Origin of the sequence: Streptococcus mitis (assembly GCF_003942685.1) — a bacterium.
GTDB classification, from domain to species: Bacteria; Bacillota; Bacilli; order Lactobacillales; family Streptococcaceae; genus Streptococcus; species Streptococcus mitis_CD.
The window spans coordinates 96,515-119,046 of the sequence record NZ_RJNR01000004.1 but is presented as its reverse complement, the minus strand read 5'-3'; the positions used below and the strand labels follow the sequence as shown (position 1 = coordinate 119,046).

General features: G+C 42.7%; 27 protein-coding genes. 16 read left to right on the top strand and 11 right to left on the bottom strand.

The window, feature by feature from the left end; genetic code table 11:
- Positions 1–21: 21 nt before the first annotated feature.
- Entirely contained in the window at positions 22–786 is a 765-nt protein-coding gene (locus D8855_RS04800; protein ID WP_000048147.1) for a (S)-acetoin forming diacetyl reductase, read from the bottom strand.
- A 256-nt stretch (positions 787–1,042) separates the two neighbouring features.
- On the opposite strand from D8855_RS04800, the gene D8855_RS04795 reads away from it, so the two are divergent.
- The gene (locus D8855_RS04795; protein WP_020903234.1) at positions 1,043–1,711 is read left to right on the top strand and encodes an MIP/aquaporin family protein; all 669 of its coding nucleotides are present in this window, start codon (positions 1,043–1,045) and stop codon (positions 1,709–1,711) included.
- Between the two features lie 57 nt (positions 1,712–1,768).
- On the opposite strand, the gene queF is transcribed toward D8855_RS04795, so the two are convergent.
- The 7 genes from queF to D8855_RS04760 all read right to left on the bottom strand — a co-directional run bounded on the left by queF (position 1,769) and on the right by D8855_RS04760 (position 5,317).
- Positions 1,769–2,260 (bottom strand): preQ(1) synthase, encoded by a 492-nt coding sequence (gene queF / locus D8855_RS04790; protein ID WP_000082575.1) that lies wholly within the window; start codon positions 2,258–2,260, stop codon positions 1,769–1,771.
- An 18-nt stretch (positions 2,261–2,278) separates the two neighbouring features.
- A complete protein-coding gene (gene queE / locus D8855_RS04785; protein WP_020903235.1) occupies positions 2,279–2,995 on the bottom strand; it encodes a 7-carboxy-7-deazaguanine synthase QueE in 717 nt (238 codons plus the stop codon).
- Positions 2,988–3,431, bottom strand: a complete 444-nt coding sequence (queD, locus tag D8855_RS04780) for a 6-carboxytetrahydropterin synthase QueD (protein WP_000464576.1) — start codon at positions 3,429–3,431, stop codon at positions 2,988–2,990. Before queD ends, queE begins: the two co-directional genes overlap by 8 nt.
- The gene (gene queC / locus D8855_RS04775) at positions 3,431–4,084 is read right to left on the bottom strand and encodes a 7-cyano-7-deazaguanine synthase QueC (RefSeq protein WP_125416299.1); all 654 of its coding nucleotides are present in this window, start codon (positions 4,082–4,084) and stop codon (positions 3,431–3,433) included. The genes queD and queC overlap by 1 nt, the downstream gene beginning before the upstream one ends.
- Positions 4,085–4,285: 201 nt before the next feature.
- The gene (gene trxA, locus D8855_RS04770; protein WP_001029581.1) at positions 4,286–4,600 is read right to left on the bottom strand and encodes a thioredoxin; all 315 of its coding nucleotides are present in this window, start codon (positions 4,598–4,600) and stop codon (positions 4,286–4,288) included.
- A 15-nt stretch (positions 4,601–4,615) separates the two neighbouring features.
- The gene (locus D8855_RS04765; RefSeq protein WP_000570256.1) at positions 4,616–4,837 is read right to left on the bottom strand and encodes a DUF4649 family protein; all 222 of its coding nucleotides are present in this window, start codon (positions 4,835–4,837) and stop codon (positions 4,616–4,618) included.
- A gap of 99 nt (positions 4,838–4,936) precedes the next feature.
- A complete protein-coding gene (locus tag D8855_RS04760) occupies positions 4,937–5,317 on the bottom strand; it encodes a MarR family winged helix-turn-helix transcriptional regulator (protein WP_185757561.1) in 381 nt (126 codons plus the stop codon).
- 283 nt (positions 5,318–5,600) lie between these two features.
- Here D8855_RS04760 and D8855_RS04755 point away from each other — a divergent pair, with 283 nt between their 5' ends.
- Together D8855_RS04755 and D8855_RS04750 are read left to right on the top strand one after the other, a co-directional pair.
- Complete coding sequence (locus D8855_RS04755) at positions 5,601–5,975, top strand: CidA/LrgA family protein (protein WP_000781325.1); 375 nt, start codon at positions 5,601–5,603, stop codon at positions 5,973–5,975.
- Positions 5,972–6,667 (top strand): LrgB family protein, encoded by a 696-nt coding sequence (locus D8855_RS04750; protein ID WP_001288952.1) that lies wholly within the window; start codon positions 5,972–5,974, stop codon positions 6,665–6,667. Before D8855_RS04755 ends, D8855_RS04750 begins: the two co-directional genes overlap by 4 nt.
- A 31-nt stretch (positions 6,668–6,698) precedes the next feature.
- Here the strand turns inward: D8855_RS04750 and D8855_RS04745 are convergent, their stop codons facing one another.
- Genes D8855_RS04745 through D8855_RS04735 form a run of 3 tightly spaced genes read right to left on the bottom strand, consistent with a single transcriptional unit; the run spans position 6,699 to position 8,544 of the window.
- Entirely contained in the window at positions 6,699–7,463 is a 765-nt protein-coding gene (locus D8855_RS04745) for a hypothetical protein (protein WP_070480351.1), read from the bottom strand.
- A 15-nt stretch (positions 7,464–7,478) separates the two neighbouring features.
- Positions 7,479–8,174, bottom strand: coding sequence for an ABC transporter ATP-binding protein (locus tag D8855_RS04740; RefSeq protein ID WP_000054197.1), 696 nt, complete (start codon positions 8,172–8,174; stop codon positions 7,479–7,481).
- Positions 8,175–8,178: 4 nt separating this feature from the next.
- Complete coding sequence (locus tag D8855_RS04735) at positions 8,179–8,544, bottom strand: GntR family transcriptional regulator (RefSeq protein WP_020901665.1); 366 nt, start codon at positions 8,542–8,544, stop codon at positions 8,179–8,181.
- A 139-nt stretch (positions 8,545–8,683) separates the two neighbouring features.
- On the opposite strand from D8855_RS04735, the gene nrdR reads away from it, so the two are divergent.
- The 13 genes from nrdR to recG all read left to right on the top strand — a co-directional run bounded on the left by nrdR (position 8,684) and on the right by recG (position 22,336).
- Positions 8,684–9,157, top strand: coding sequence for a transcriptional regulator NrdR (gene nrdR / locus D8855_RS04730; RefSeq protein WP_001203672.1), 474 nt, complete (start codon positions 8,684–8,686; stop codon positions 9,155–9,157).
- A complete protein-coding gene (locus D8855_RS04725; protein WP_061590384.1) occupies positions 9,158–10,327 on the top strand; it encodes a DnaD domain protein in 1,170 nt (389 codons plus the stop codon).
- On the top strand, positions 10,328–11,224 hold the full coding sequence (gene dnaI, locus D8855_RS04720) for a primosomal protein DnaI (protein WP_125416297.1): 897 nt from the start codon (positions 10,328–10,330) through the stop codon (positions 11,222–11,224).
- Positions 11,221–11,934 (top strand): NADPH-dependent oxidoreductase, encoded by a 714-nt coding sequence (locus D8855_RS04715; protein WP_125416295.1) that lies wholly within the window; start codon positions 11,221–11,223, stop codon positions 11,932–11,934. Before dnaI ends, D8855_RS04715 begins: the two co-directional genes overlap by 4 nt.
- Positions 11,935–11,947: 13 nt before the next feature.
- Entirely contained in the window at positions 11,948–13,258 is a 1,311-nt protein-coding gene (gene der / locus D8855_RS04710) for a ribosome biogenesis GTPase Der (protein WP_001207696.1), read from the top strand.
- An 84-nt stretch (positions 13,259–13,342) separates the two neighbouring features.
- Positions 13,343–13,678, top strand: coding sequence for a hypothetical protein (locus tag D8855_RS10755; RefSeq protein ID WP_125416293.1), 336 nt, complete (start codon positions 13,343–13,345; stop codon positions 13,676–13,678).
- Between the two features lie 32 nt (positions 13,679–13,710).
- Complete coding sequence (locus tag D8855_RS04700) at positions 13,711–13,998, top strand: hypothetical protein (RefSeq protein WP_185757560.1); 288 nt, start codon at positions 13,711–13,713, stop codon at positions 13,996–13,998.
- Between the two features lie 145 nt (positions 13,999–14,143).
- The gene (gene secA / locus D8855_RS04695; RefSeq protein ID WP_045611122.1) at positions 14,144–16,657 is read left to right on the top strand and encodes a preprotein translocase subunit SecA; all 2,514 of its coding nucleotides are present in this window, start codon (positions 14,144–14,146) and stop codon (positions 16,655–16,657) included.
- An 80-nt stretch (positions 16,658–16,737) separates the two neighbouring features.
- Positions 16,738–17,769 carry a 3-deoxy-7-phosphoheptulonate synthase gene (locus D8855_RS04690; RefSeq protein ID WP_125416291.1) on the top strand — a complete coding sequence of 344 codons (1,032 nt, stop codon included), beginning with the start codon at positions 16,738–16,740 and terminating at the stop codon, positions 17,767–17,769.
- 1 nt (position 17,770) lies between these two features.
- Entirely contained in the window at positions 17,771–18,802 is a 1,032-nt protein-coding gene (locus D8855_RS04685; protein WP_000864047.1) for a 3-deoxy-7-phosphoheptulonate synthase, read from the top strand.
- Between the two features lie 44 nt (positions 18,803–18,846).
- Positions 18,847–19,209 carry a holo-ACP synthase gene (gene acpS, locus D8855_RS04680; RefSeq protein WP_185757563.1) on the top strand — a complete coding sequence of 121 codons (363 nt, stop codon included), beginning with the start codon at positions 18,847–18,849 and terminating at the stop codon, positions 19,207–19,209.
- A complete protein-coding gene (gene alr / locus D8855_RS04675) occupies positions 19,199–20,302 on the top strand; it encodes an alanine racemase (RefSeq protein WP_125416287.1) in 1,104 nt (367 codons plus the stop codon). Before acpS ends, alr begins: the two co-directional genes overlap by 11 nt.
- A gap of 18 nt (positions 20,303–20,320) precedes the next feature.
- Entirely contained in the window at positions 20,321–22,336 is a 2,016-nt protein-coding gene (gene recG / locus D8855_RS04670) for an ATP-dependent DNA helicase RecG (protein ID WP_125416285.1), read from the top strand.
- The last annotated feature ends 196 nt before the right edge of the window (positions 22,337–22,532 follow it).

Sequence of the window (22,532 nt, the reverse complement as noted above, 5' to 3'; positions counted from 1 at the left end):
TCCAACCTCTTTTCCTGTATCTTAATGGAATTGCATACCACCATCAACGATAATGGTTTGTCCTGTAATGTAGTTTGAATCTGGCCCTGCAAGGAAGCTGACAGCAGCAGCCACATCTTCTGGTTCAGATAGGCGTTTTAGGGTAATATCTTTTGCAAATGTCTGCATACCCCACTCGTCATCTTTTCCTGCATTTTTACCAACTTCATGAGCGATATCGTACATCATTGGTGTTTTCACAATACCTGGTGCGTAGGCGTTAACAGTGATACCTGAGTCTGCTAAATCACGGGCTAATGTTTGCGTAATTCCGCGAACAGCAAATTTGGTTCCACCATAAACAGTTAGATTTGGATTACCGACTACACCAGCTTGAGAAGTTGCGTTGATAATTTTACCTCCGTGGCCAAGTGCTTTAAATTGCGCTTGTGCAGCTTGTGACCCCCAAATGACACCACCAACGTTGATACCGAAAGTACGTGTAAATTGTTCCTCAGTAATTGTATCAAGAGGAGTAGTTGGAGCAACACCAGCATTATTTACGACAACATTCAAATCACCAAAATGGTCAACAACTTTTTGAAATGCTTGGGCAACTTCTGCCTGTTTCGAAACATCAGCTACGACAGCAAAGGCATTTTCAGCTGATAATTCGGCAACAGCCTTTTCGGCTGTTTCGGGATTGTAGTCTAAGACTCCTACCTTAAAGCCATCTTGAACCAATCGTTTCGCAATTGCAAAACCGATTCCTTGACCTGCACCTGTGACAATAGCAACTTTAGACATATGATTCCTCCTTGGTATTCACGATACCATTCAAACGTTCATAAAAGAACAGCAAAGGTTTACAAATGAGCTTTTATAATGGGTTTTGTAACCCCTATCAAAACTACGCTATTAGTATACACCTTTGAAAAAAATGTTTCAAATAAACACTACCGTTTTTACAGAATTTTAACCTGAAATTTCCAATCAATTTTCTTGAAACCCTTTCCTACTTTTGATAGACTAGTATCTAGTTTTTGAAAAAAGGAGAAAGAAAATGAAAAAATTTGTTGCTGAATTAATCGGTACTTTCATGCTTGTGTTCATTGGGACAGGAGCTGTTGTTTTTGGAAATGGTCTTGATGGCTTAGGTCACCTTGGAATCGCCTTTGCCTTTGGTTTAGCAATCGTAGTTGCAGCCTACTCAATCGGAACTGTTTCAGGTGCTCACTTGAACCCAGCTGTTTCGATCGCTATGTTTGTAAACAAACGTTTGTCATCTTCAGAGCTTGTCAACTACATCCTTGGTCAGGTTGTTGGAGCTTTCCTTGCGTCAGCTGCGGTATTCTTCCTCTTGGCTAACTCAGGTATGTCAACTGCTAGTCTTGGTGAAAATGCCTTGGCAAACGGTGTCACTGTCTTTGGTGGATTCTTGTTTGAAGTCATTGCAACCTTCTTGTTTGTTTTGGTTATCATGACTGTTACTTCAGAAAGCAAGGGAAATGGCGCGATTGCTGGTTTGGTAATCGGTTTGTCATTGATGGCGATGATTCTTGTCGGATTGAACATTACTGGACTTTCAGTAAACCCAGCTCGTAGCTTGGCACCAGCTGTCTTGGTAGGTGGCGCAGCTCTTCAACAAGTTTGGATTTTCATCCTTGCACCAATCGTTGGTGGAGTTCTTGCAGCTCTTGTTGCGAAAAACTTCCTTGGAACAGAAGAATAATTGAAACTCAAAAAGCCTTGCTCCTCATCTCGAGGAACAGGGCTTTTTCGTATGAGTTTAACGGTTGTCAATTTTCTCTGGATAAAGGTCGTGTTGGAAGAGGCGTTGTTCTGCCAAGCCTTCATACTTAGTTCCAGGCTTACCGTAGTTGTAGTAAGGGTCAATTGAGATGCCACCGCGCGGAGTGAATTTTCCCCAGACTTCTAAATAGCGAGGGTCTAGCAAGTTGACCAAGTCTTTCCCGATGGTGTTGATACAGTTTTCGTGGAAATCTCCGTGGTTTCGGTAGCTAAAGAGGTAGAGTTTGAGGGATTTTGACTCAACACAGAGCTTGTCAGGAATGTAGGAAATATAAATGGTCGCAAAGTCTGGTTGAGCAGTGATTGGACACAGTGAGGTAAATTCAGGACAGTTAAATTTGATGAAATAGTCATTTTCCACATGACGATTGTCAAAAGATTCGAGGACATCTGGTTGATAGTCAAAGATGTAGTTGGTTTCTTTGTTGCCCAGTAGGCTGAGGTTTTTCATTTCTTCTTGTTGTGACATGATTTTTTCTTTCTAATCTTAAACACCACGTTGATTATCGTAGAGGAGGGTATGCAGTTGAGGAAGGACGCGGACATTGCCCCAGCTATCGTCGGCAGCGACGCGTTCCCAGAGTTCTTTGAGACGGTCCAGTTGATCTTGGATAATATTTCCTGTAGCCTTGGGTTCAGGATTTCCAGCAGATAAGAAAAGGACATCTGGTTGGTAGCGTTCTTGTATTCCTTTAGCAAAGGCTAAATCTGCATCATCAAAGACAGGGATTTTAAAGGTGACCTTGTCTGGATCCAGTTGGGAAACGATAAAGTCCAGGGTCTCAAAGTTGACTTCCATCTTGGATGAAGGAGGTTTGGGACTCAGAGTAACCTGGTCGATATCTTTTAACCAATTTTGCCAGCGAGAGCCTTGGGTCTCAACAGCAAGGGTGACACCACGTTCCTTGAGCTTAGTAACCAGTTCAGCCATATTGGCTGCTAGGATAGCAGGATTTCCCCCAGACAGGGTGACGTAGTCGTAGCTCCCTAGTTTATCCAACTCAGCAATGACTTCGTCAGCTGTCATGCGAGTTGGTTTTTCAGAACCATCCCAAGTAAAGGCAGAATCGCACCAGTCGCAGTGGTAGTCGCAACCGGCAGTGCGGACAAACATGGTTTTCTGCCCAATAGCACGACCTTCACCTTGAAAGGTAGGGCCAAAAATTTCCAGAACTGGTAGTTTGAGGACACGTTCCCTAGTCATCTAACCACTCCCGTCTAAACTCTGCAAAGGAAGTCGGAGTTTCATAGAGGCGAACGTATTCCAAACGAAGACCACGCTCATCAGGTAACTCTTGACTCATGGTTTGGAAAATCCAGTAAACCATATTTTCAGCAGTCGTGTTCATATAAGGCAGAGTTTCATTGAGATAGCGATGATCCAAGTGGGGCTCTAAGTAGTTCTTGTAAATAGCTTTGATGTCTCCGAAATCGTAGGTCATGCCACGCTCATCTAAAAATCCACTAACAGCAATCTGCAGATGATAGGTGTGGCCATGAAGGGATTTGCATTTCCCCTCATAGTGAAAGAGGTGGTGGGCAGCATCGAAAGTGAACTCTTTTGATACCAAGGTTCTGTGAGGATTGTAGACAAGAGACTCCCCAGTTTCTTGTTTGATTTCTTTGGGTGCAAAAAACATTAGACCTCTCCTTTCTGTGAGAGATAGACATCTAAACCATGCTGACGTAGGTGGCAGGCTGGGCAATCTCCACAGCCACTTCCGATAATTCCATTGTAGCAGGTTAAGGTCTTTTCACGAACGTAGTCAAAGGTACCGAGTTGATCGGCTAACTCCCAAGTTTCAGCCTTGTCCAGCCACATGAGAGGCGTTTGGATAACAAAGTCGTAATCCATGGCAAGGTTGAGGGTGACATTGAGGGATTTGACAAAGACATCTCGACAATCAGGGTAGCCTGAGAAGTCTGTCTCGCAAACACCTGTCACGATGTCTTTAATGCCACGTTGTTTGGCAAGAACTGCCGCAAAGGATAGAAAGAGGTGGTTGCGACCATCAACGAAGGTATTGGGAACCTCTCCCTCTTTTTGCTTAATCTCCATATCAGAAGTCAGGGCATTTTCAGTGATTTGTCCCAGCAGAGACATATCTAGGATGTGATGACGAATGCCTTGTTCCTTGGCGATTTCTCTAGCGACTTGAATTTCGAGATGATGACGTTGACCGTAGGCAAAGGTGACAGCTTCGACTGTTTCATAGTGTTCTTTGGCCCAGAAGAGGCAGGTTGTGGAATCTTGACCGCCACTAAAGACGACCAAGGCTGATTGACGTTTCATAGTACTCCTTCCAAAATGGGAAATGTTCAGAGCACGCAAAAAGCTCCCATGAGGGAGCTAAAAAATACCAAGTAGAGGTTTTTTTTAGCGATGGCATGTCCCAAACATCGTAATATTCTACCTACAGTCTAGCATATTTTTTGAAAAATGGCAAAGGGCAAGAAAAAAGAGACCAAAGAAAGTACTTGGTCTCTAATGTGATTAGCTCAATTCCGCAACGATGGCCTTGATTTGTTCTGCTGTGTGAACACCAGCAACTTGTTTCACCACTTGGCCGTCTTTTTTGAAGAGAAGAGTTGGGATAGACATGATTCCAAAAGCACGAGCTGTGTTTGGATTCTCATCAACGTCCATTTTAACGATTTTCAAGACATCTTCTGAAAGTTCTTCAGACAATTTATCCAAGATTGGACCTTGCATACGACATGGACCACACCAAGTTGCCCAGAAGTCTACCAAGACCAAACCGTCTTTTGTTTCTTGTTCGAATGTTGCATCTGTAATTGCTTTTGCCATTGTATTTCTCCTTTTTTAGTTATATTGGCTTAAATCTTGTTTCATGAGATAGAAGAAGACATCTCCATAAGTCCCATGGTAGTCCAAATCATGACCGTTGTAAGTTAATTTTTGGACTGGGTAGTAGTCTGCGACGCCGATAAGGCAAGCTTGTTGTGAACGATCAAAATCTTCATAAGACTCGAAAGTCACAGTTCTTTCGTTCTTGCTGGCATCTAGATAGGTAATTTCAATCATTTTAAAAACTCCTTTGTTTAATGATGACTTTATTTTACTCCTTGTAAAAGAGAATGTCAAGAAAAATGATTGCGCACGCAACTTTTTTCTAAAATCATCTTAAATCAAGAAATCCAAACTAGTTTCCAAGCTTTCTTCGACAGCCTTTTGTAGCGAGGCCAGTGTCTTTTGACCATCACCTGTCAGGCAGATAAAGCTAGAACGCCTATCTTGATCGCAACACCTGCGACTAAGTAGACCGCAATTTTTAGCTTCTAAGCGAGCCACCATCCGAGAAACAGCGCTCGGGCTCAGATGAAGTTTATCAGGCAAATCAATCTGTCGTAGAGATTTTTCTTGGGCCAAGTCCAGATAGTAGAGTAGGTAAAACTCTTTCAAGGTCAGACTTTGGTCACTCTGCTGGGCAATGGTCTCTTCTAAGAGACCTTCAATTTCTTTCTGACGACGATTGAAGTCAAACCATTTTTCCAAGTAGGTCATAGTATCTCCTTTCTTTTTAAAGTTATAACATAGAAGAATGTCCATTCACGAACAGTCTCTGCATCACAAGATGATTGCGCATGCAATGATTATACTACTTTTCAAGAAGGCTGGCAAGAAGGACGCTGAAATCTTTTATCCTAAATTAGGCCTGTTTTCACTAGTCTGTAATTGCCTGTATCCCCTTTCCTCTCTAATTTTCATCAACTCTTGTGCATTTCCTTGAAATTTTCTGAAAAAAGAGTAAACTGGTATGCAAGAAGTCTATTTCGTGGAGTTTAGGATGAAATTATATGTTCAATTAATGATTCTCTTTGTGATTTCTCTAATCGGAGAGGGAATTTCCAGTTTCTTTCATTTGCCCATCCCAGGCAGTATTATCGGTTTAATTATTTTGTTTTTAGCCTTACAGTTCAAGTGGCTGAGAACCAGACATGTCAACATGGTGGGAAATTTCTTGCTGGCCAATATGACCATTCTCTTTTTGCCGCCAGCAGTGGGAATCATGGAAAAGTTTGATGTGATTGCTCCCTATCTCTTGCCCATTGTTTTGATTGTCTTTTTTGCGGCTGTTATCAACATTATCCTCATTGCCTTGGTTGTTCAGTTTATCAAACGACGGTTTGAGGGAGATTATGAGAAAGGAGATGCCAAATGAGTGAATTTGTTTCCAATCCCCTGTTTGGGCTTGCCCTGTCTATCTTAGCTTATCTAGTGGGAATGCTGATTTACAGACGTTTTCCTCATCCATTGACAACTCCTCTGCTTTTGTCAGCTGTTTTCATTATCATCTTTCTAAAGGTGACGGGGATTTCTTACCAAGATTACTATCAAGGTGGAGTTTATCTGAATAACTTGATTGTCCCATCGACAGTGGCTCTAGGGATTCCGCTTTATAAGAGTTTTCACTTGATGAAGCATCATGCTCGGAGTATTCTCTTTGGTAGTTTGTTAGCGGTAGTGGTCAATACCTCTTTCACAGCTCTTGTGGCTAAAATCTTTGGCATGGACTTTTTCCTAGCCATTTCTCTCTTTCCTAAGTCAGTGACAACCGCTATGGCAGTGGGAATTACAGAAAAATTGCAAGGTCTGACGACCGTGACCTTGGTGGTTGTAGTGGCGACTGGGATTTTAACCAGTGTCATCGGCCCAACCCTCTTGAAGTGGTTGAAAATTGATGACCCAGTAGCTGTTGGTCTTTCCCTTGGAGGAACAGGCCACGCAGTTGGAACAGGAACAGCCTTTCGATACGGTTCTGTAGCAGGAGCCATGGGTGGCTTGGCTATCGGTGTCACCGGTATTCTCTATGTCTTTGTCAGCCCCATTGTAGCCAGTTTGATATTGAGTTAAATCAAAACCCAGCTGTTTAGCTGGGCATTTTTTATTGCAAATTAACCTTGTTTCTCAAGATGTAGTAGGTTCCGAGGTAAAAGATAGCTATGAATATGAGTTCTTCAACAATACTTATACCTGCTCCCATATAGAAATTATCATTAAATCCTGCAAGTGAATTAATATAGAAGTTAGTACTGGTATTGAAGAAGACTTCAATAAATCCAATGACGATTTGGATACCAATGTAGGCTGCAACAGCGAGTGCTGTACGGTATTCATTGAACAGTTGTCCAATGGAAATGGCCAAGTAGATGCAGAGGATTCCAGAAATGGTATTTAGTAGGAAGGATAAGACAGCAAGACTAAAGCCGGTAAAATGTTCTGCAACAAATGACAGAAGAGTAGAAAGTTGAACTGCATCAGAATTTGTTGACAATAAGATAATATAGATACATAGGAGTAAGACAGCAGTGCTAATCAACGACCAGATAAAGGCACCGATTAGTTTGGCTGTGATGATATGGTGTTCAGAAACTGGCAAGGTTAAAGTCAGATAGCCTTGTCGGTCATAGACACTTCCTTTGAATCGTTTAATAATCAAGAAGATAGTTGAAATCACAAGTGTAACCATCAAACCACCAAAGACAGTAGATAGAAAAAAAAGTAGAACAGATAGATTTTTTTCAGGTAATTTTATTAAGGATTGTGTCTGAATTCCAATAAGAACAGAGAGGAAGAGAACAGCGCCATAAAGAGCTAAATACCACTTGTTAACATTTTTAAATTCGTAGCGAACTAAATTCCAAAACATAATAATCTCCTTTACTTAGGCCTTAAATTCCTGACGGAAGAGTTGGTCAATGGATTCACCTGACTCATAGCGAATGTCATCTACATTGCCTTGACGGACGACTTTTCCGTCCTTAAGGAAGACAATTTCATCTAAGATTGGCTCGATATCAGAAATTAAGTGGGTAGAAATCAAAACGGTAGAAGTTGGGGAGTAGTTGTTGATAATGGTATTGAGGATATACTCACGGGCTGCTGGGTCCACTCCACCAATGGGTTCGTCTAAAACGTAGAGACGAGCATCACGACTCATAACCAAAATCAGTTGTACCTTTTCCTTGTTTCCTTTTGATAATTTCTTGAGACGACTATTTTCATCAATGCCGAGGTCTGCAAGTAGATGATGGGCGCGTTCCAGATTGAAATCTTTATAGAAGGTCTTGAAGTAGGTTAGGGCTTCTTTGACCTTCATTTGCTCATTGAGATAGGTTGTATCTGGCAAATAAGCTACGATAGCCTTGGTTGCTGGGCTTGGGTCCATATCGTTGATAAGGACACGTCCTTGATCTGGTTGTAAGAGGCCGTTGATTAGTTTAATCAGGGTTGTTTTTCCTGAGCCGTTTGGCCCAAGGAGACCAACAATTTTTCCAGCTGGGATGTCAAGGGAAACATTTTCAAGGGCTGGGGTTGCTCCATAAGATTTGGATACATTTTCAAATGCTAGTAATGACATAGGCTTAAACTCCTTTAATATAATCGCCGACTACGCCTGGTAGTTCTTCTTTTTCATAGCCAAAATGGGTCATGGAGGAAACGAAGTGTTCCAATTCTTCTTCTGATAATTGTTTGCGCGATTGGGTGATTAGCTCCTTATCCTCAGTCACAAATCGTCCAGTTGTGCGCTTGCTGTAGACAAATCCTTCTCGTTCGAGGTCTGACAAGGCTCTTTGGATGGTGTTTGGATTGACACCGGCCTCGCTAGCCAGCTCTCTCACGGTTGGCAGTTGTTGATTGGGTTCCAGTGTATGGGAAACAATCTGAAGCTTGATTTTCTCCATAATCTGTAAATAGATGGGTTTTTTGTTGTCAAATGTCCAGGACATCTTGGTCTCCTTTCTTTTATCCTTTTGTCTTAATTAAATAATACAACAAAACAAAAAACTTGTCAAGCAAAAAGAAGAATTGTTTTGGGAATCGCTTAAAAAATGGTATAATGAAAAGAAAACGATAAGGAGGGAAAGGATGCGTTGTCCAAAATGTGGGGCTACCAAGTCAAGTGTTATCGATAGTCGCCAAGCAGAAGAAGGGAACACTATTCGTAGAAGACGTGAGTGCGATGAATGCCAACACCGTTTTACAACCTACGAACGGGTAGAAGAAAGAACCTTAGTGGTTGTTAAAAAAGATGGCACACGGGAACAGTTCTCCAGAGATAAAATCTTTAATGGGATTATCCGCTCAGCCCAGAAACGTCCTGTGTCAAGTGATGAAATCAACATGGTAGTCAATCGTATCGAACAGAAACTCCGTGGTCGAAATGAAAATGAAATTCAAAGTGAGGACATTGGTTCACTCGTCATGGAGGAGTTGGCTGAGTTAGATGAGATTACCTATGTACGTTTTGCCAGTGTCTATCGTAGTTTTAAGGATGTCAGTGAGCTAGAGAGCTTGCTCCAACAAATCACCCAGTCCTCTAAAAAGAAAAAGGAAAGATAAATGAAGCCAATTGACCGTTTTTCTTATCTAAAGAATAATCGGGTGTCGCAAGATACCTCATCTCTGGTACAGTGCTACCTCCCGATTATCGGTCAGGAGGCACTGAGCCTTTATCTTTATACGATTAGTTTTTGGGATAATGGTAGAAAAGAATATCTTTTTTCAAGCATTCTCAACCATCTTAACTTTGGGATGGATAGACTGATAAAATCCCTGAAAATCCTATCTGCTTTTAATCTCTTAACCCTCTATCAAAAGGGTGATACCTATCAGCTAGCTCTCCATACTCCACTTTCGAGTCAGGACTTCTTGGAACATCCTGTTTATCGCAGACTTTTGGAGAAGAAGATTGGCGATGCAGCTGTGGAGGATTTGAAAGTTGAGAGTGCTGAGGGAGAAGAAATACCTGTCTCACTCAATCAAGTCTTTCCAGACTTGGCAGAACTAGGAAGTCAAGAAGACCTTGGTCTCAAGAAGAAAGTGGTCAACGATTTTGACTTGGACCATTTTCGTCAGCTTATGGCTAGAGATGGGCTTCGCTTTGCGGATGAGCAGTCCGATGTCTTAAACCTCTTTGCCATTGCCGAGGAGAAGAAATGGACTTGGTTTGAAACTTATCAATTGGCCAAGTCAACAGCTGTTTCCCAGGTTATTTCAACCAAACGCATGCGGGAAAAAATCGCTCAAAAACCTGTTTCCTCTGACTTTAGTCCTAAGGAAACGACCATTATCAAAGAAGCCAAAAGTAAAACTGCCCTGCAGTTCTTGGCAGAAATCAAGCAAACACGCAAGGGAACCATTACCCAAACAGAAAGAGAACTCTTGCAACAGATGGCTGGCTTGGGCTTGCTGGACGAAGTCATTAATATCATTCTCTTATTGACCTTTAATAAGGTGGATTCGGCAAACATCAATGAGAAATATGCCATGAAGGTGGCCAATGACTATGCCTATCAAAAGATTCATTCGGCAGAAGAGGCAGTCTTACGCATCCGTGAGCGTGGGCAAAAGAATCAGGCTCAAAAAAGCAGTAAACCCAGTCCTACCAAGTCCAATGTACCCAAGTGGAGCAATCCAGATTATAAGAATGAAACCAGCGAGGAAACTCGTTTGGAACTAGAACGTAAGAAACAAGAACTATTAGCTCGATTAGAAAAAGGAGGAGATTAGATGGAAAGTGTCGGAGACGTACTCAAACGTCAACCTAGCCGTCTTCATTATCAAGATTTGGTCCAGAAAATCATGAAGGACCCTGATGTTGCGGCCTTTATCCAGCAAAAATCCCTTACTCCAGAGGAATTGAATCGCAGTATCTCCAAGTTTAATCAGTACATCACCGAGCGTGACAAATTTCTCCGTGGGGATACGGATTATATTGCCAAAGGCTACAAGCCGATTTTGGTTATGAATCATGGCTATGCGGATGTTTCTTATGAAGAAACTCCTGAACTAATCGCAGCAGAAAAAGAAGCGGCTATTAAGAACCGTCTTAAGTTAATCAATCTGCCAGCCAGTCTCAAGAAAGCTAGTTTGGCTCAAGTAGACTTGGATGATTTGGGTCGCTTGCCAGTTTTTGAAAAACTATTAGCCTTCGTGGAGCAATATCCAGCTATTCGAAAAGGTCTTTATTTATATGGAGACTTTGGTGTGGGTAAAAGTTTCATGGTGGCTGCCTTGGCTCATGATTTATCAGAAAAACGTGGTGTTTCATCCACTCTTCTCCACTATCCTAGCTTTGTCATTGATGCCAAAAATGCCATCAGTGATGGCAATGTTAAGACCTTGGTGGATGAAATTAAACTGTCTGAAGTCCTGATTTTAGATGATATTGGTGCCGAGCAATCAACAGCTTGGGTGCGGGATGAAATCCTGCAAGTCATTCTCCAATATCGGATGCAGGAAAATTTACCGACCTTTTTTACCTCCAACTTCAACTTTGAAGAATTGGAGCTACATTTCGCTAAAGGAAAGCATGGAAATGACGAAACCTGGGAAGCCAGACGTGTCATGGAACGCATCCGTTATTTGGCTGAGGAGACTCGTTTAGAAGGAGTGAACCGTCGATGACAGAAACAATCAAATTAATGAAGGCTCATACTTCAGTGCGCAGGTTTAAAGAGCAAGTCCTTCCTCAAGAAGACTTGACTAAAATCCTGACAGCAGCCCAGATGGACTCATCTTGGAAGAATTTCCAATCCTACTCTGTGATTGTGGTACGAAGTCAAGAGAAGAAAGATGCCTTGTATGAATTGGTACCTCAAGAAGCCATTCGCCAGTCAGCTGTTTTCCTTCTCTTTGTCGGAGATTTGAATCGAGCAGAAAAGGGAGCACGACTTCATACCGACACCTTCCAACCCCAAGGTGTGGAAGGCCTCTTGATTAGTTCAGTCGACGCAGCTCTTGCTGGTCAAAATGCTCTGTTGGCAGCTGAAAGCTTGGGTTATGGTGGTGTGATTATCGGTTTGGTTCGATACAAGTCAGAAGAAGTGGCAGAGCTCTTTAACCTGCCTGACTACACTTATCCTGTCTTTGGGATAGCACTAGGTTTACCAAATGAAGAACATGAAGTCAAACCTCGCTTGCCATTGAATCAAGTGGTGTTTGAGGAAGAATACCAGGAACAAACAGTTGATGCAATCGAAGCTTATGACCGTGTACAGGCTGACTATGCTGGAGCGCGTGCGACCACAAGCTGGAGTCAGCGCCTAGCAGAACAGTTTGGTCAAGCTGAACCAAGTTCAACTAGAAAAAATCTTGAACAGAAGAAGTTATTGTAGAAAGTGAGAAGTTATGGCCCTACCAACTATTGCCATTGTAGGACGTCCCAATGTTGGGAAATCAACCCTATTTAATCGGATCGCTGGTGAGCGAATCTCCATTGTAGAAGATGTCGAAGGAGTGACACGTGACCGTATCTATGCAACGGGTGAGTGGCTCAATCGTTCCTTTAGCATGATTGATACAGGAGGAATCGATGATGTCGATGCTCCTTTCATGGAACAAATCAAGCACCAGGCAGAAATTGCCATGGAAGAAGCAGATGTTATTGTCTTTGTCGTGTCTGGTAAGGAAGGAATTACTGATGCAGACGAATACGTAGCCCGTAAGCTTTATAAGACCCACAAACCAGTTATCCTCGCGGTTAACAAGGTGGACAACCCTGAGATGCGAAATGATATCTATGATTTTTATGCCCTTGGTTTGGGTGAACCACTGCCTATCTCATCTGTCCATGGTATCGGTACAGGGGATGTGCTAGACGCTATTGTAGAAAATCTTCCCAATGAATATGAAGAAGAAAATCCAGATGTCATTAAGTTTAGTTTGATTGGTCGTCCAAACGTTGGAAAATCAAGCTTGATTAACGCTATTTTGGGAGAGGACCGTGTCATTGCAAGTCCAGTTGCTGGAACAACGCGTGACGCTATTGATACCCACTTTACAGATACAGATGGTCAAGAGTTTACCATGATTGACACGGCTGGTATGCGTAAATCTGGTAAGGTTTATGAAAATACTGAGAAATACTCTGTCATGCGTGCCATGCGTGCTATTGACCGTTCAGATGTGGTCTTAATGGTCATCAATGCGGAAGAAGGAATCCGTGAATACGATAAACGTATCGCAGGATTTGCCCATGAAGCTGGTAAAGGGATGATTATCGTGGTCAACAAGTGGGATACGCTTGAAAAAGACAACCACACTATGAAAAACTGGGAAGAAGATATCCGTGAGCAGTTCCAATATCTACCTTACGCACCGATTATCTTTGTATCAGCTTTGACCAAGCAACGTCTCCACAAACTGCCTGAGATGATCAAGCAAATCAGCGAAAGTCAAAACACACGTATCCCATCAGCTGTCTTGAACGATGTGATTATGGATGCTATTGCCATCAACCCAACACCGACAGACAAAGGAAAACGTCTCAAGATTTTCTATGCGACCCAAGTGGCAACCAAACCACCAACCTTTGTTATCTTTGTCAATGAAGAAGAACTTATGCACTTTTCTTACCTGCGTTTCTTGGAAAATCAAATCCGCAAGGCCTTTGTTTTTGAGGGAACACCAATTCATCTCATCGCAAGAAAACGCAAATAAAAAAGTAGAATCTGGAATGACATTTCCAGATTTTTTTGATAGAATGAAGGTAAAGAAAACGCTATCAAATAGAGGGGGCTGGTGATGAAACATTTGTTTAAATTCTTACTCATATTTCCCTGTATTTACTTTTTCAGCTGGATTGACAAGGATAATAGAGATAGTAAATTTTTCCCATTTTTTTACTATTTTTACTGGATTTACATCCCCCTCTATGCTCTTTTTAGCCTTGCTTGGACAGTTTTTTCAGTTCTATTTTTCAATATCGTCTTGAGAAATGTGACAGATATCAAGTTATGGGGCGTTTGGTTTCTTTTTATTCTACTAGCTATTAGTATGAATTGGTTAACTTATTCCTGTTTCAAAAAAATGTTTCGCTTGAGACGGGAACTAGGAAAGTCTAAGGGCGAAAGGCATTGAGTTATATGGGTTTTGTTTATAGGAGGTGGCTTATGACACGTCTAAAACCATTTATTACACGTTATTCCAAGGTCTATATTGGTTTAGTTCTGTTGATCTGGCTTGCTTTCTTCTTTCTTCCTTGGGGTAGTCCGGTTCTGGGGATAACGATTGACATTTTCGTTATTCAGAAAATCTTGCTAGTTTTTGGCATTCTGTCCATTTTGATGGCCTTGTTATCCAAGAAAGTCAGTCTCTTTGTTTTTGGACTCATCTACTGTCTTTCTCTTTGGATAAATCTATTTATTCTATTTGCTCTTTTGCCGATTTTTGGCAATTAAAGTATCATAAAAGTCAGAGAGGTTAGCTTGGAAACTAGCCTCTTTTTCCTTTTCAAAATGGGGATTCTTCCTTGAAAATAATCAGTAATTGTGCTAAAATTAAAAGAACATTCTAAAATATTCGGAATTTAAAGTAAGGAAAAACATGGCTAATATTTTAAAAACAATTATCGAAAATGATAAAGGAGAAATCCGTCGTCTGGAAAAGATGGCCGACAAGGTTTTCAAATACGAAGACCAAATGGCTGCTTTGACAGATGACCAACTAAAAGCAAAAACAGTTGAATTTAAAGAACGTTATCAAAATGGAGAATCACTGGATTCATTGCTTTATGAAGCATTTGCGGTTGTCCGTGAGGGTGCTAAACGTGTCCTAGGTCTCTTCCCTTATAAGGTTCAGGTTATGGGGGGAATCGTTCTTCACCATGGTGACGTGCCAGAGATGCGTACAGGGGAAGGAAAAACCTTGACTGCGACTATGCCAGTATACCTCAATGCCCTTTCAGGTAAAGGGGTTCACGTAGTTACGGTCAATGAATATCTATCAGAACGTGACGCAACTGAGATGGGTGAATTGTACTCATGGCTTGGTTTGTCAGTAGGGATTAACTTGGCTGCCAAATCTCCAATGGAGAAAAAAGAAGCCTATGAGTGTGATATTACTTACTCAACCAACTCAGAAATCGGATTTGACTACCTTCGTGACAACATGGTCGTTCGTGCTGAAAACATGGTACAACGCCCGCTTAACTATGCTTTGGTCGATGAGGTTGACTCAATCTTGATTGACGAGGCGCGTACACCTTTGATCGTATCAGGTGCTAACGCAGTTGAAACCAGTCAGCTCTACCACATGGCAGACCACTATGTAAAATCTTTGGACAAAGACGACTACATCATCGATGTGCAGTCTAAGACGATTGGTTTGTCTGATTCAGGGATTGACAAGGCGGAAAGCTACTTCAAACTTGAAAATCTCTATGATATCGAAAACGTGGCTTTGACTCACTTTATCGATAACGCCCTTCGTGCCAACTACATCATGCTTCTCGATATTGACTATGTGGTGAGCGAAGAGCAAGAAATCTTGATCGTTGACCAATTTACAGGTCGTACTATGGAAGGTCGTCGTTATTCTGATGGCTTGCACCAAGCTATTGAAGCTAAAGAAGGTGTGCCAATTCAGGATGAAACTAAGACATCTGCCTCAATCACTTACCAAAACCTTTTCCGTATGTATAAGAAATTGTCTGGTATGACGGGTACAGGTAAGACTGAGGAAGAAGAATTCCGTGAAATTTACAACATTCGTGTTATTCCAATCCCAACCAACCGTCCTGTTCAACGGATTGACCACTCAGACCTTCTTTATGCAAGTATTGAAGCTAAGTTTAAGGCGGTTGTCGAAGACGTTAAGGCTCGTTACCAAAAAGGTCAACCTGTCTTGGTTGGTACAGTAGCGGTTGAAACTAGTGATTACATTTCTAAGAAATTGGTCGCAGCTGGCGTTCCTCACGAAGTTTTGAATGCTAAGAACCACTATAAAGAAGCCCAAATCATCATGAATGCTGGTCAACGTGGTGCTGTTACTATCGCAACCAACATGGCCGGTCGTGGTACTGACATCAAGCTTGGTGAAGGGGTTCGCGAATTGGGTGGACTTTGTGTGATTGGTACAGAACGTCATGAAAGCCGTCGTATCGATAACCAGCTTCGTGGACGTTCAGGTCGTCAAGGAGACCCAGGTGAGTCACAATTCTACCTATCTCTTGAAGATGACTTGATGAAACGTTTTGGTTCTGAACGCTTGAAGGGAATCTTTGAACGTTTGAACATGTCTGAAGAGGCCATTGAGTCTCGCATGTTGACGCGTCAGGTTGAGGCGGCGCAAAAACGTGTCGAAGGAAATAACTACGATACTCGTAAACAAGTCCTTCAATACGATGATGTCATGCGTGAACAACGTGAGATTATCTACGCTCAACGTTACGATGTCATCACTGCAGATCGTGACTTGGCACCTGAAATTCAGGCTATGATCAAACGCACGATTGGTCGTGTCGTTGATGGTCATGCGCGTGCAAAACAAGATGAAAAACTAGAGGCAATTTTGAACTTTGCTAAGTACAACTTGCTTCCAGAAGATTCTATTACGATGGAAGACTTGTCAGGCTTGTCTGATAAGGCAATTAAGGAAGAGCTCTTCCAACGTGCCTTGCAAGTTTACGATAGTCAGGTTTCAAAACTACGCGATGAAGAAGCAGTTAAAGAATTCCAAAAAGTCTTGATTCTACGAGTGGTAGATAACAAGTGGACAGATCATATCGATGCCCTCGATCAATTGCGTAATGCGGTTGGACTTCGTGGCTATGCTCAGAACAATCCTGTTGTTGAGTATCAGGCAGAAGGTTTCCGTATGTTTAATGACATGATTGGTTCGATTGAGTTTGATGTGACACGCTTGATGATGAAAGCACAAATTCATGAACAAGAAAGACCACAAGCAGAACACCATATCAGTACAACAGCGACTCGTAATATCGCTGCCCACCAAGCAAATATGCCTGAAAATCTGGATTTGAGCCAGATTGGACGGAATGAACTTTGCCCATGTGGTTCTGGTAAGAAGTTTAAAAACTGTCACGGTAAAAGACAATAAAATGAGATAGTTTAGAGGCGGATACCTTGTGAAAAGTAAATTTTTACTTGGTATCCGTTTACTTTATAAGGAGATGAGTTATGGTATTTACAGCAAAAAGTCCTAAAATTAATATTGAAGAAGTTCGTGCCTTATCAAAATTAGAAGGCCAAGCTTTGGAGAGAAAATCACAGCGCGATCAAGAGCTAGAAGCCATTATACGTGGAGAAGACCAGAGGATTCTCTTGGTAATCGGGCCATGCTCATCTGACAATGAAGAAGCTGTTCTTGAATACGCTAGGCGTTTGTCAGTCCTACAAGAAGAAGTAGCAGACCGTATCTTTATGGTTATGCGTGTTTATACTGCCAAACCCCGTACCAACGGAGATGGTTACAAGGGCTTGATTCACCAGCCTAACGCGACAGAAGCGCCTAGTCTTATCAATGGAATCAAAGCCGTGCGCCATCTTCATTATCGTGTCATCACGGAAACAGGTATGACGACTGCTGATGAAATGCTTTATCCTGAAAATCTTCCGCTTGTGGATGATTTGATTTCTTACATGGCGGTTGGTGCTCGTTCAGTTGAAGACCAGCAACACCGCTTTGTGGCCAGTGGAGCAGATTTCGCGACTGGTTTTAAAAATCCAACCTCTGGAAATCTCAATGTCATGTTTAATGGGATTTATGCTGCTCAAAACAAACAAAGCTTCCTTTTTCTAGGAAAAGAAGTGGAAACAACTGGGAACCCGCTTTCGCATGCGATTCTTCGTGGAGCAATCAATGAGTATGGTAAGAATATTCCTAACTACTACTATGATAATTTGATGGATACCATTGCCCAGTATGAGAAAATGGGTTTAGAAAATCCCTTTATCATCGTGGATACCAATCATGACAATTCTGGTAAGCAATACATGGACCAGATTCGAATTGTCCGCCAGACCTTGATTAACCGTGCTTGGAATGAAAAAATCAAGCAGTACGTTCGTGGCTTTATGATTGAGTCTTATCTAGAAGACGGCCGTCAAAACGAACCGGAAGTATTTGGCAAGTCTATCACGGACCCTTGTCTTGGCTGGGAAAATACAGAAGCCCTTGTCAGAGAAATCTACCAAACGCTAGGAGAATAAGATGGCATTTATTGAAAAAGGTCAAGAAATCGATATTGAAGCAATCAAAGCAGAAACCCAATTGTCTGCGGAAGCCTTGCGACTAAAGGAGCGTCGTGATAGAGAAATGGCAGACATCATTTCAGGAGAAGATGACCGGATCCTTTTGGTGATTGGTCCTTGCTCTTCTGATAATGAAGAGGCTGTCTTGGAATATGCCCGCCGTTTATCCGCCTTGCAGAAGAAGGTGGCGGACAAGATTTTCATGGTTATGCGTGTTTATACAGCTAAACCTCGCACCAACGGAGACGGCTATAAAGGTTTGGTTCACCAACCAGATACCTCTAAGGCTCCAAGCCTGATTAACGGTTTGCAGGCTGTGCGCCAGTTGCACTACCGCGTCATTACAGAGACAGGTTTGACAACGGCAGATGAGATGCTTTATCCGTCAAATCTGGTCTTGGTAGATGATTTGGTCAGCTACCATGCTGTAGGAGCTCGTTCTGTGGAAGACCAAGAGCACCGCTTTGTGGCCTCGGGGATTGATGCACCAGTCGGGATGAAAAATCCAACCTCTGGGAATCTTGGTGTTATGTTTAACGGTATCTATGCCGCCCAAAACAAACAAACCTTCCTCTTCCATGGTCAAGAAGTTGAGACTTCAGGAAATCCCTTGGCTCACGTCATCCTTCGTGGTGCAGTTAATGAATATGGGAAAAATGAGCCTAACTTTTACTATGAGACCTTGCTAAATGCCATTGAACGCTATGAAGCCATGGGACTTGAAAATCCCTTTATTCTCATTGATACCAACCATGATAATTCAGGCAAGCAATATATGGAGCAGATTCGAATTGTTCGCCAGACCTTGCAAAATCGTGACTGGAATGAGAAGATTAAAAAGATAGTTCGAGGCTTTATGATTGAATCTTATCTAGCAGATGGTCGTCAAAACCAACCAGAGGTCTTTGGTTGCTCCATTACCGATCCTTGTCTAGGTTGGGAAAATACAGAGGCCTTGGTAGAAGAGATTTATGCTACCTTGACAAAATAAGTGAAAAGGATGGAGTTGGGGGATCTCAACTCCTTTTGATGAGAATGATAGTTGGACACGGAATTGACATCGAAGAATTGGCTTCGATAGAAAGCGCAGTTACACGACATGAAGGCTTTGCTAAGCGCGTGCTGACCGCTAAGGAAATGGAACGGTTTACCAGTCTTAAAGGGCGCAGGCAAATCGAATATTTGGCTGGTCGCTGGTCGGCTAAAGAAGCCTTTTCCAAGGCTATGGGAACTGGTATTGGAAAGCTCGGTTTTCAGGATTTGGAAGTCTTGAACAATGAACGCGGGGCGCCTTATTTTAGTCAGGCACCATTTTTAGGAAAGATTTGGCTATCTATCAGCCATACCGATCAGTTTGTGACAGCCAGTGTCATTTTGGAGGAAAATCATGAAAGCTAGTCCACATAGACCAACCAAGGCTCTGATTCATCTGGGAGCTATTCGACAAAATATTCAGCAAATGGGGGCTCATATCCCTCAAGGAACGCTCAAATTTGCAGTAGTCAAGGCTAATGCCTATGGGCATGGAGCTGTTGCTGTTGCGACGGCTATTCAAGATGATGTTGATGGCTTTTGTGTTTCGAATATTGATGAAGCCATTGAACTCAGACATGCTGGACTCGGCAAACGAATCCTCATTTTAGGAGTTTCTGAAATCGAAGCTGTTGCTCTAGCTAAAGAATACGACATCACCTTGACAGTGGCTGGACTGGAGTGGATTCAAGTATTGTTAGATAAGGAAGCTGACCTAACTGGATTGACAGTTCACCTCAAGATTGATTCAGGAATGGGACGAATTGGTTTTCGAGAGGCTTGTGAGGCTGAGCAGGCTCAAGACTTGCTCCAACAACACGGTGCTCGTGTTGAAGGGATTTTTACCCACTTTGCTACTGCAGACGAGGAATCAGATGACTACTTTAATGCCCAGTTAGAACGGTTTAAAACTATTTTGGCCAGTATGAAAGAAGTTCCAGAGCTGGTTCATGCCAGCAATTCGGCAACGACTCTTTGGCATGCAGAGACTATTTTTAACGCCGTTCGTATGGGAGACGCTATGTATGGCCTGAATCCCAGTGGAGAAGTTTTAAATCTCCCTTATGATTTAAAATCAGCCTTGACCTTGGAGTCTGCTCTGGTTCATGTCAAGACAGTTCCAGCCGGAGCTTGCATGGGCTACGGAGCGACCTATCAGGCAGACAGCGAGCAAGTCATTGCGACGGTGCCAATCGGTTATGCGGATGGTTGGACACGTGACATGCAGAATTTCTTTGTCTTGGTAGATGGACAAGCTTGCCCAATCGTTGGGCGAGTATCTATGGACCAAATCACCATTCGTCTGCCTAAGCTTTATCCCTTAGGAACCAAGGTAACATTGATTGGTTCTAACGAGGGTAAGGAGATAACGGCTACTCAGGTAGCGACCTACCGTGGGACTATTAACTACGAGGTGGTTTGTCTTCTCAGCGACCGCATTCCGAGAGAATATTATTAGAAAAGAAAGGAGTGGAGCATGAATCTACATCAACCCTTGCATGTCTTGCCTGGTGTGGGACCAAAGTCAGCAGAAAAATACGCCAAACTAGGAATTGAAAACTTGCAAGACCTCTTGCTCTACTTTCCTTTCCGTTATGAAGACTTCAAAACCAAGCAAGTATTGGAACTAGAGGACGGGGAGAAGGCAGTCCTATCTGGTCAAGTCGTGACTCCTGCCAGTGTCCAGTATTATGGATTCAAGCGCAATCGTCTGCGCTTTAGCCTCAAGCAGGGAGAAGTCGTTTTTGCGGTGAATTTCTTTAACCAGCCCTATCTAGCAGATAAGCTAGAGTTGGGAGCAACCCTTGCTGTCTTTGGAAAATGGGACCGAGCCAAGGCTAGTCTGACTGGGATGAAGGTCCTAGCTCAGGTGGAAGATGACCTCCAACCTGTTTATCGCTTGGCTCAGGGAATCAGTCAGGCCAGTCTGGTCAAGGTTATTAAGACGGCCTTTGATCAGGGATTGGACCTCTTGATTGAGGAAAATCTTCCCCAGTCTTTGCTGGACAAATACAAACTCATGTCCCGTTGTCAGGCAGTCCGAGCTATGCATTTTCCAAAGGATTTGGCAGAATACAAGCAGGCTCTTCGCCGTATCAAATTTGAGGAACTCTTTTATTTCCAAATGCAATTGCAGACGCTCAAGTCTGAAAATAGAGTTCAGGGAAGCGGTTTGGTTTTGAACTGGTCTCAGAAAAAAGTGACAGCTGTTAAAGAAAGCCTTCCTTTTGCTCTGACCCCAGCTCAAGAAAAGAGTTTACAGGAAATTTTGACCGACATGAAGTCGGACCACCACATGAATCGTCTTTTGCAAGGGGATGTGGGGAGCGGGAAAACGGTGGTCGCTGGCTTGGCTATGTATGCGGCAGTGACGGCTGGCTACCAAGCAGCCCTTATGGTACCAACAGAAATCCTTGCAGAGCAACATTTTGAGAGTTTACAGAACCTCTTTCCAGACTTGAAACTGGCTCTTTTGACAGGTTCCTTGAAAGCTGCAGAAAAGAGAGAAGTCTTGGAGACTATTGCCAAGGGTGAGGCTGATTTGATTATCGGAACTCACGCTCTAATACAGGATGGGGTGGATTATGCTCGTCTGGGCTTGATTATCATCGATGAGCAGCACCGCTTTGGTGTAGGGCAAAGGCGTGTTCTGAGAGAAAAAGGCGACAACCCAGATGTCCTCATGATGACGGCGACTCCCATACCACGAACCTTGGCTATCACAGCCTTTGGAGATATGGATGTTTCCATTATTGACCAGATGCCAGCAGGACGAAAGCCTATTGTGACGCGCTGGATCAAACATGAGCAATTGCCTCAGGTCTTGACTTGGTTAGAGGGGGAAATCCAAAAAGGTTCACAAGCCTATGTCATCTCTCCTTTGATTGAAGAATCAGAAGCTCTGGATTTGAAAAATGCCATTGCCTTATCAGAGGAATTGACGGCTCATTTTGCAGGTAAGGCAGAAGTGGCTCTTCTACATGGTAAGATGAAGAGTGACGAAAAAGACCAGATTATGCAGGAGTTCAAAGAGCAAAAAACGGCTATTCTAGTTTCGACAACGGTTATCGAGGTTGGGGTCAATGTTCCCAATGCGACCGTTATGATTATCATGGATGCCGATCGCTTCGGTCTCAGCCAGCTTCACCAGCTCAGAGGTCGTGTGGGTCGGGGAGATAAGCAGTCTTATGCAGTTCTCGTTGCCAATCCTAAGACGGATTCTGGGAAAGACCGCATGCGCATCATGACAGAAACCACTAATGGATTTGTCCTTGCAGAGGAAGATTTGAAAATGCGTGGTTCAGGTGAGATTTTTGGAACCAGACAGTCAGGTCTTCCAGAGTTCCAAGTGGCTGATATTATCGAAGATTTTCCGATTTTAGAAGAAGCCAGAAAGGTTGCTACTTACATTAGTTCGATAGAAGCTTGGCAAGAGGATCCAGAATGGCGCATGATTGCCCTTCATTTGGAAAAGAAAGAACATCTAGATTAAGCTTTCTCTAAGGAAATCTTAAGCTAGCTTTTAGGTTAGCCCCTTATACTAGAGTCATCAAAAAGAAACGAGGACTCTCACATGACCGTAACGATTAAAGTAAATTACCAAACCACTTTCCAAAAGAAAGAAGCAACAAAATAATATAAATATAAGGAAGAAAGAGCGAAATGCTCTTTTTTATTTTTGAAACTAC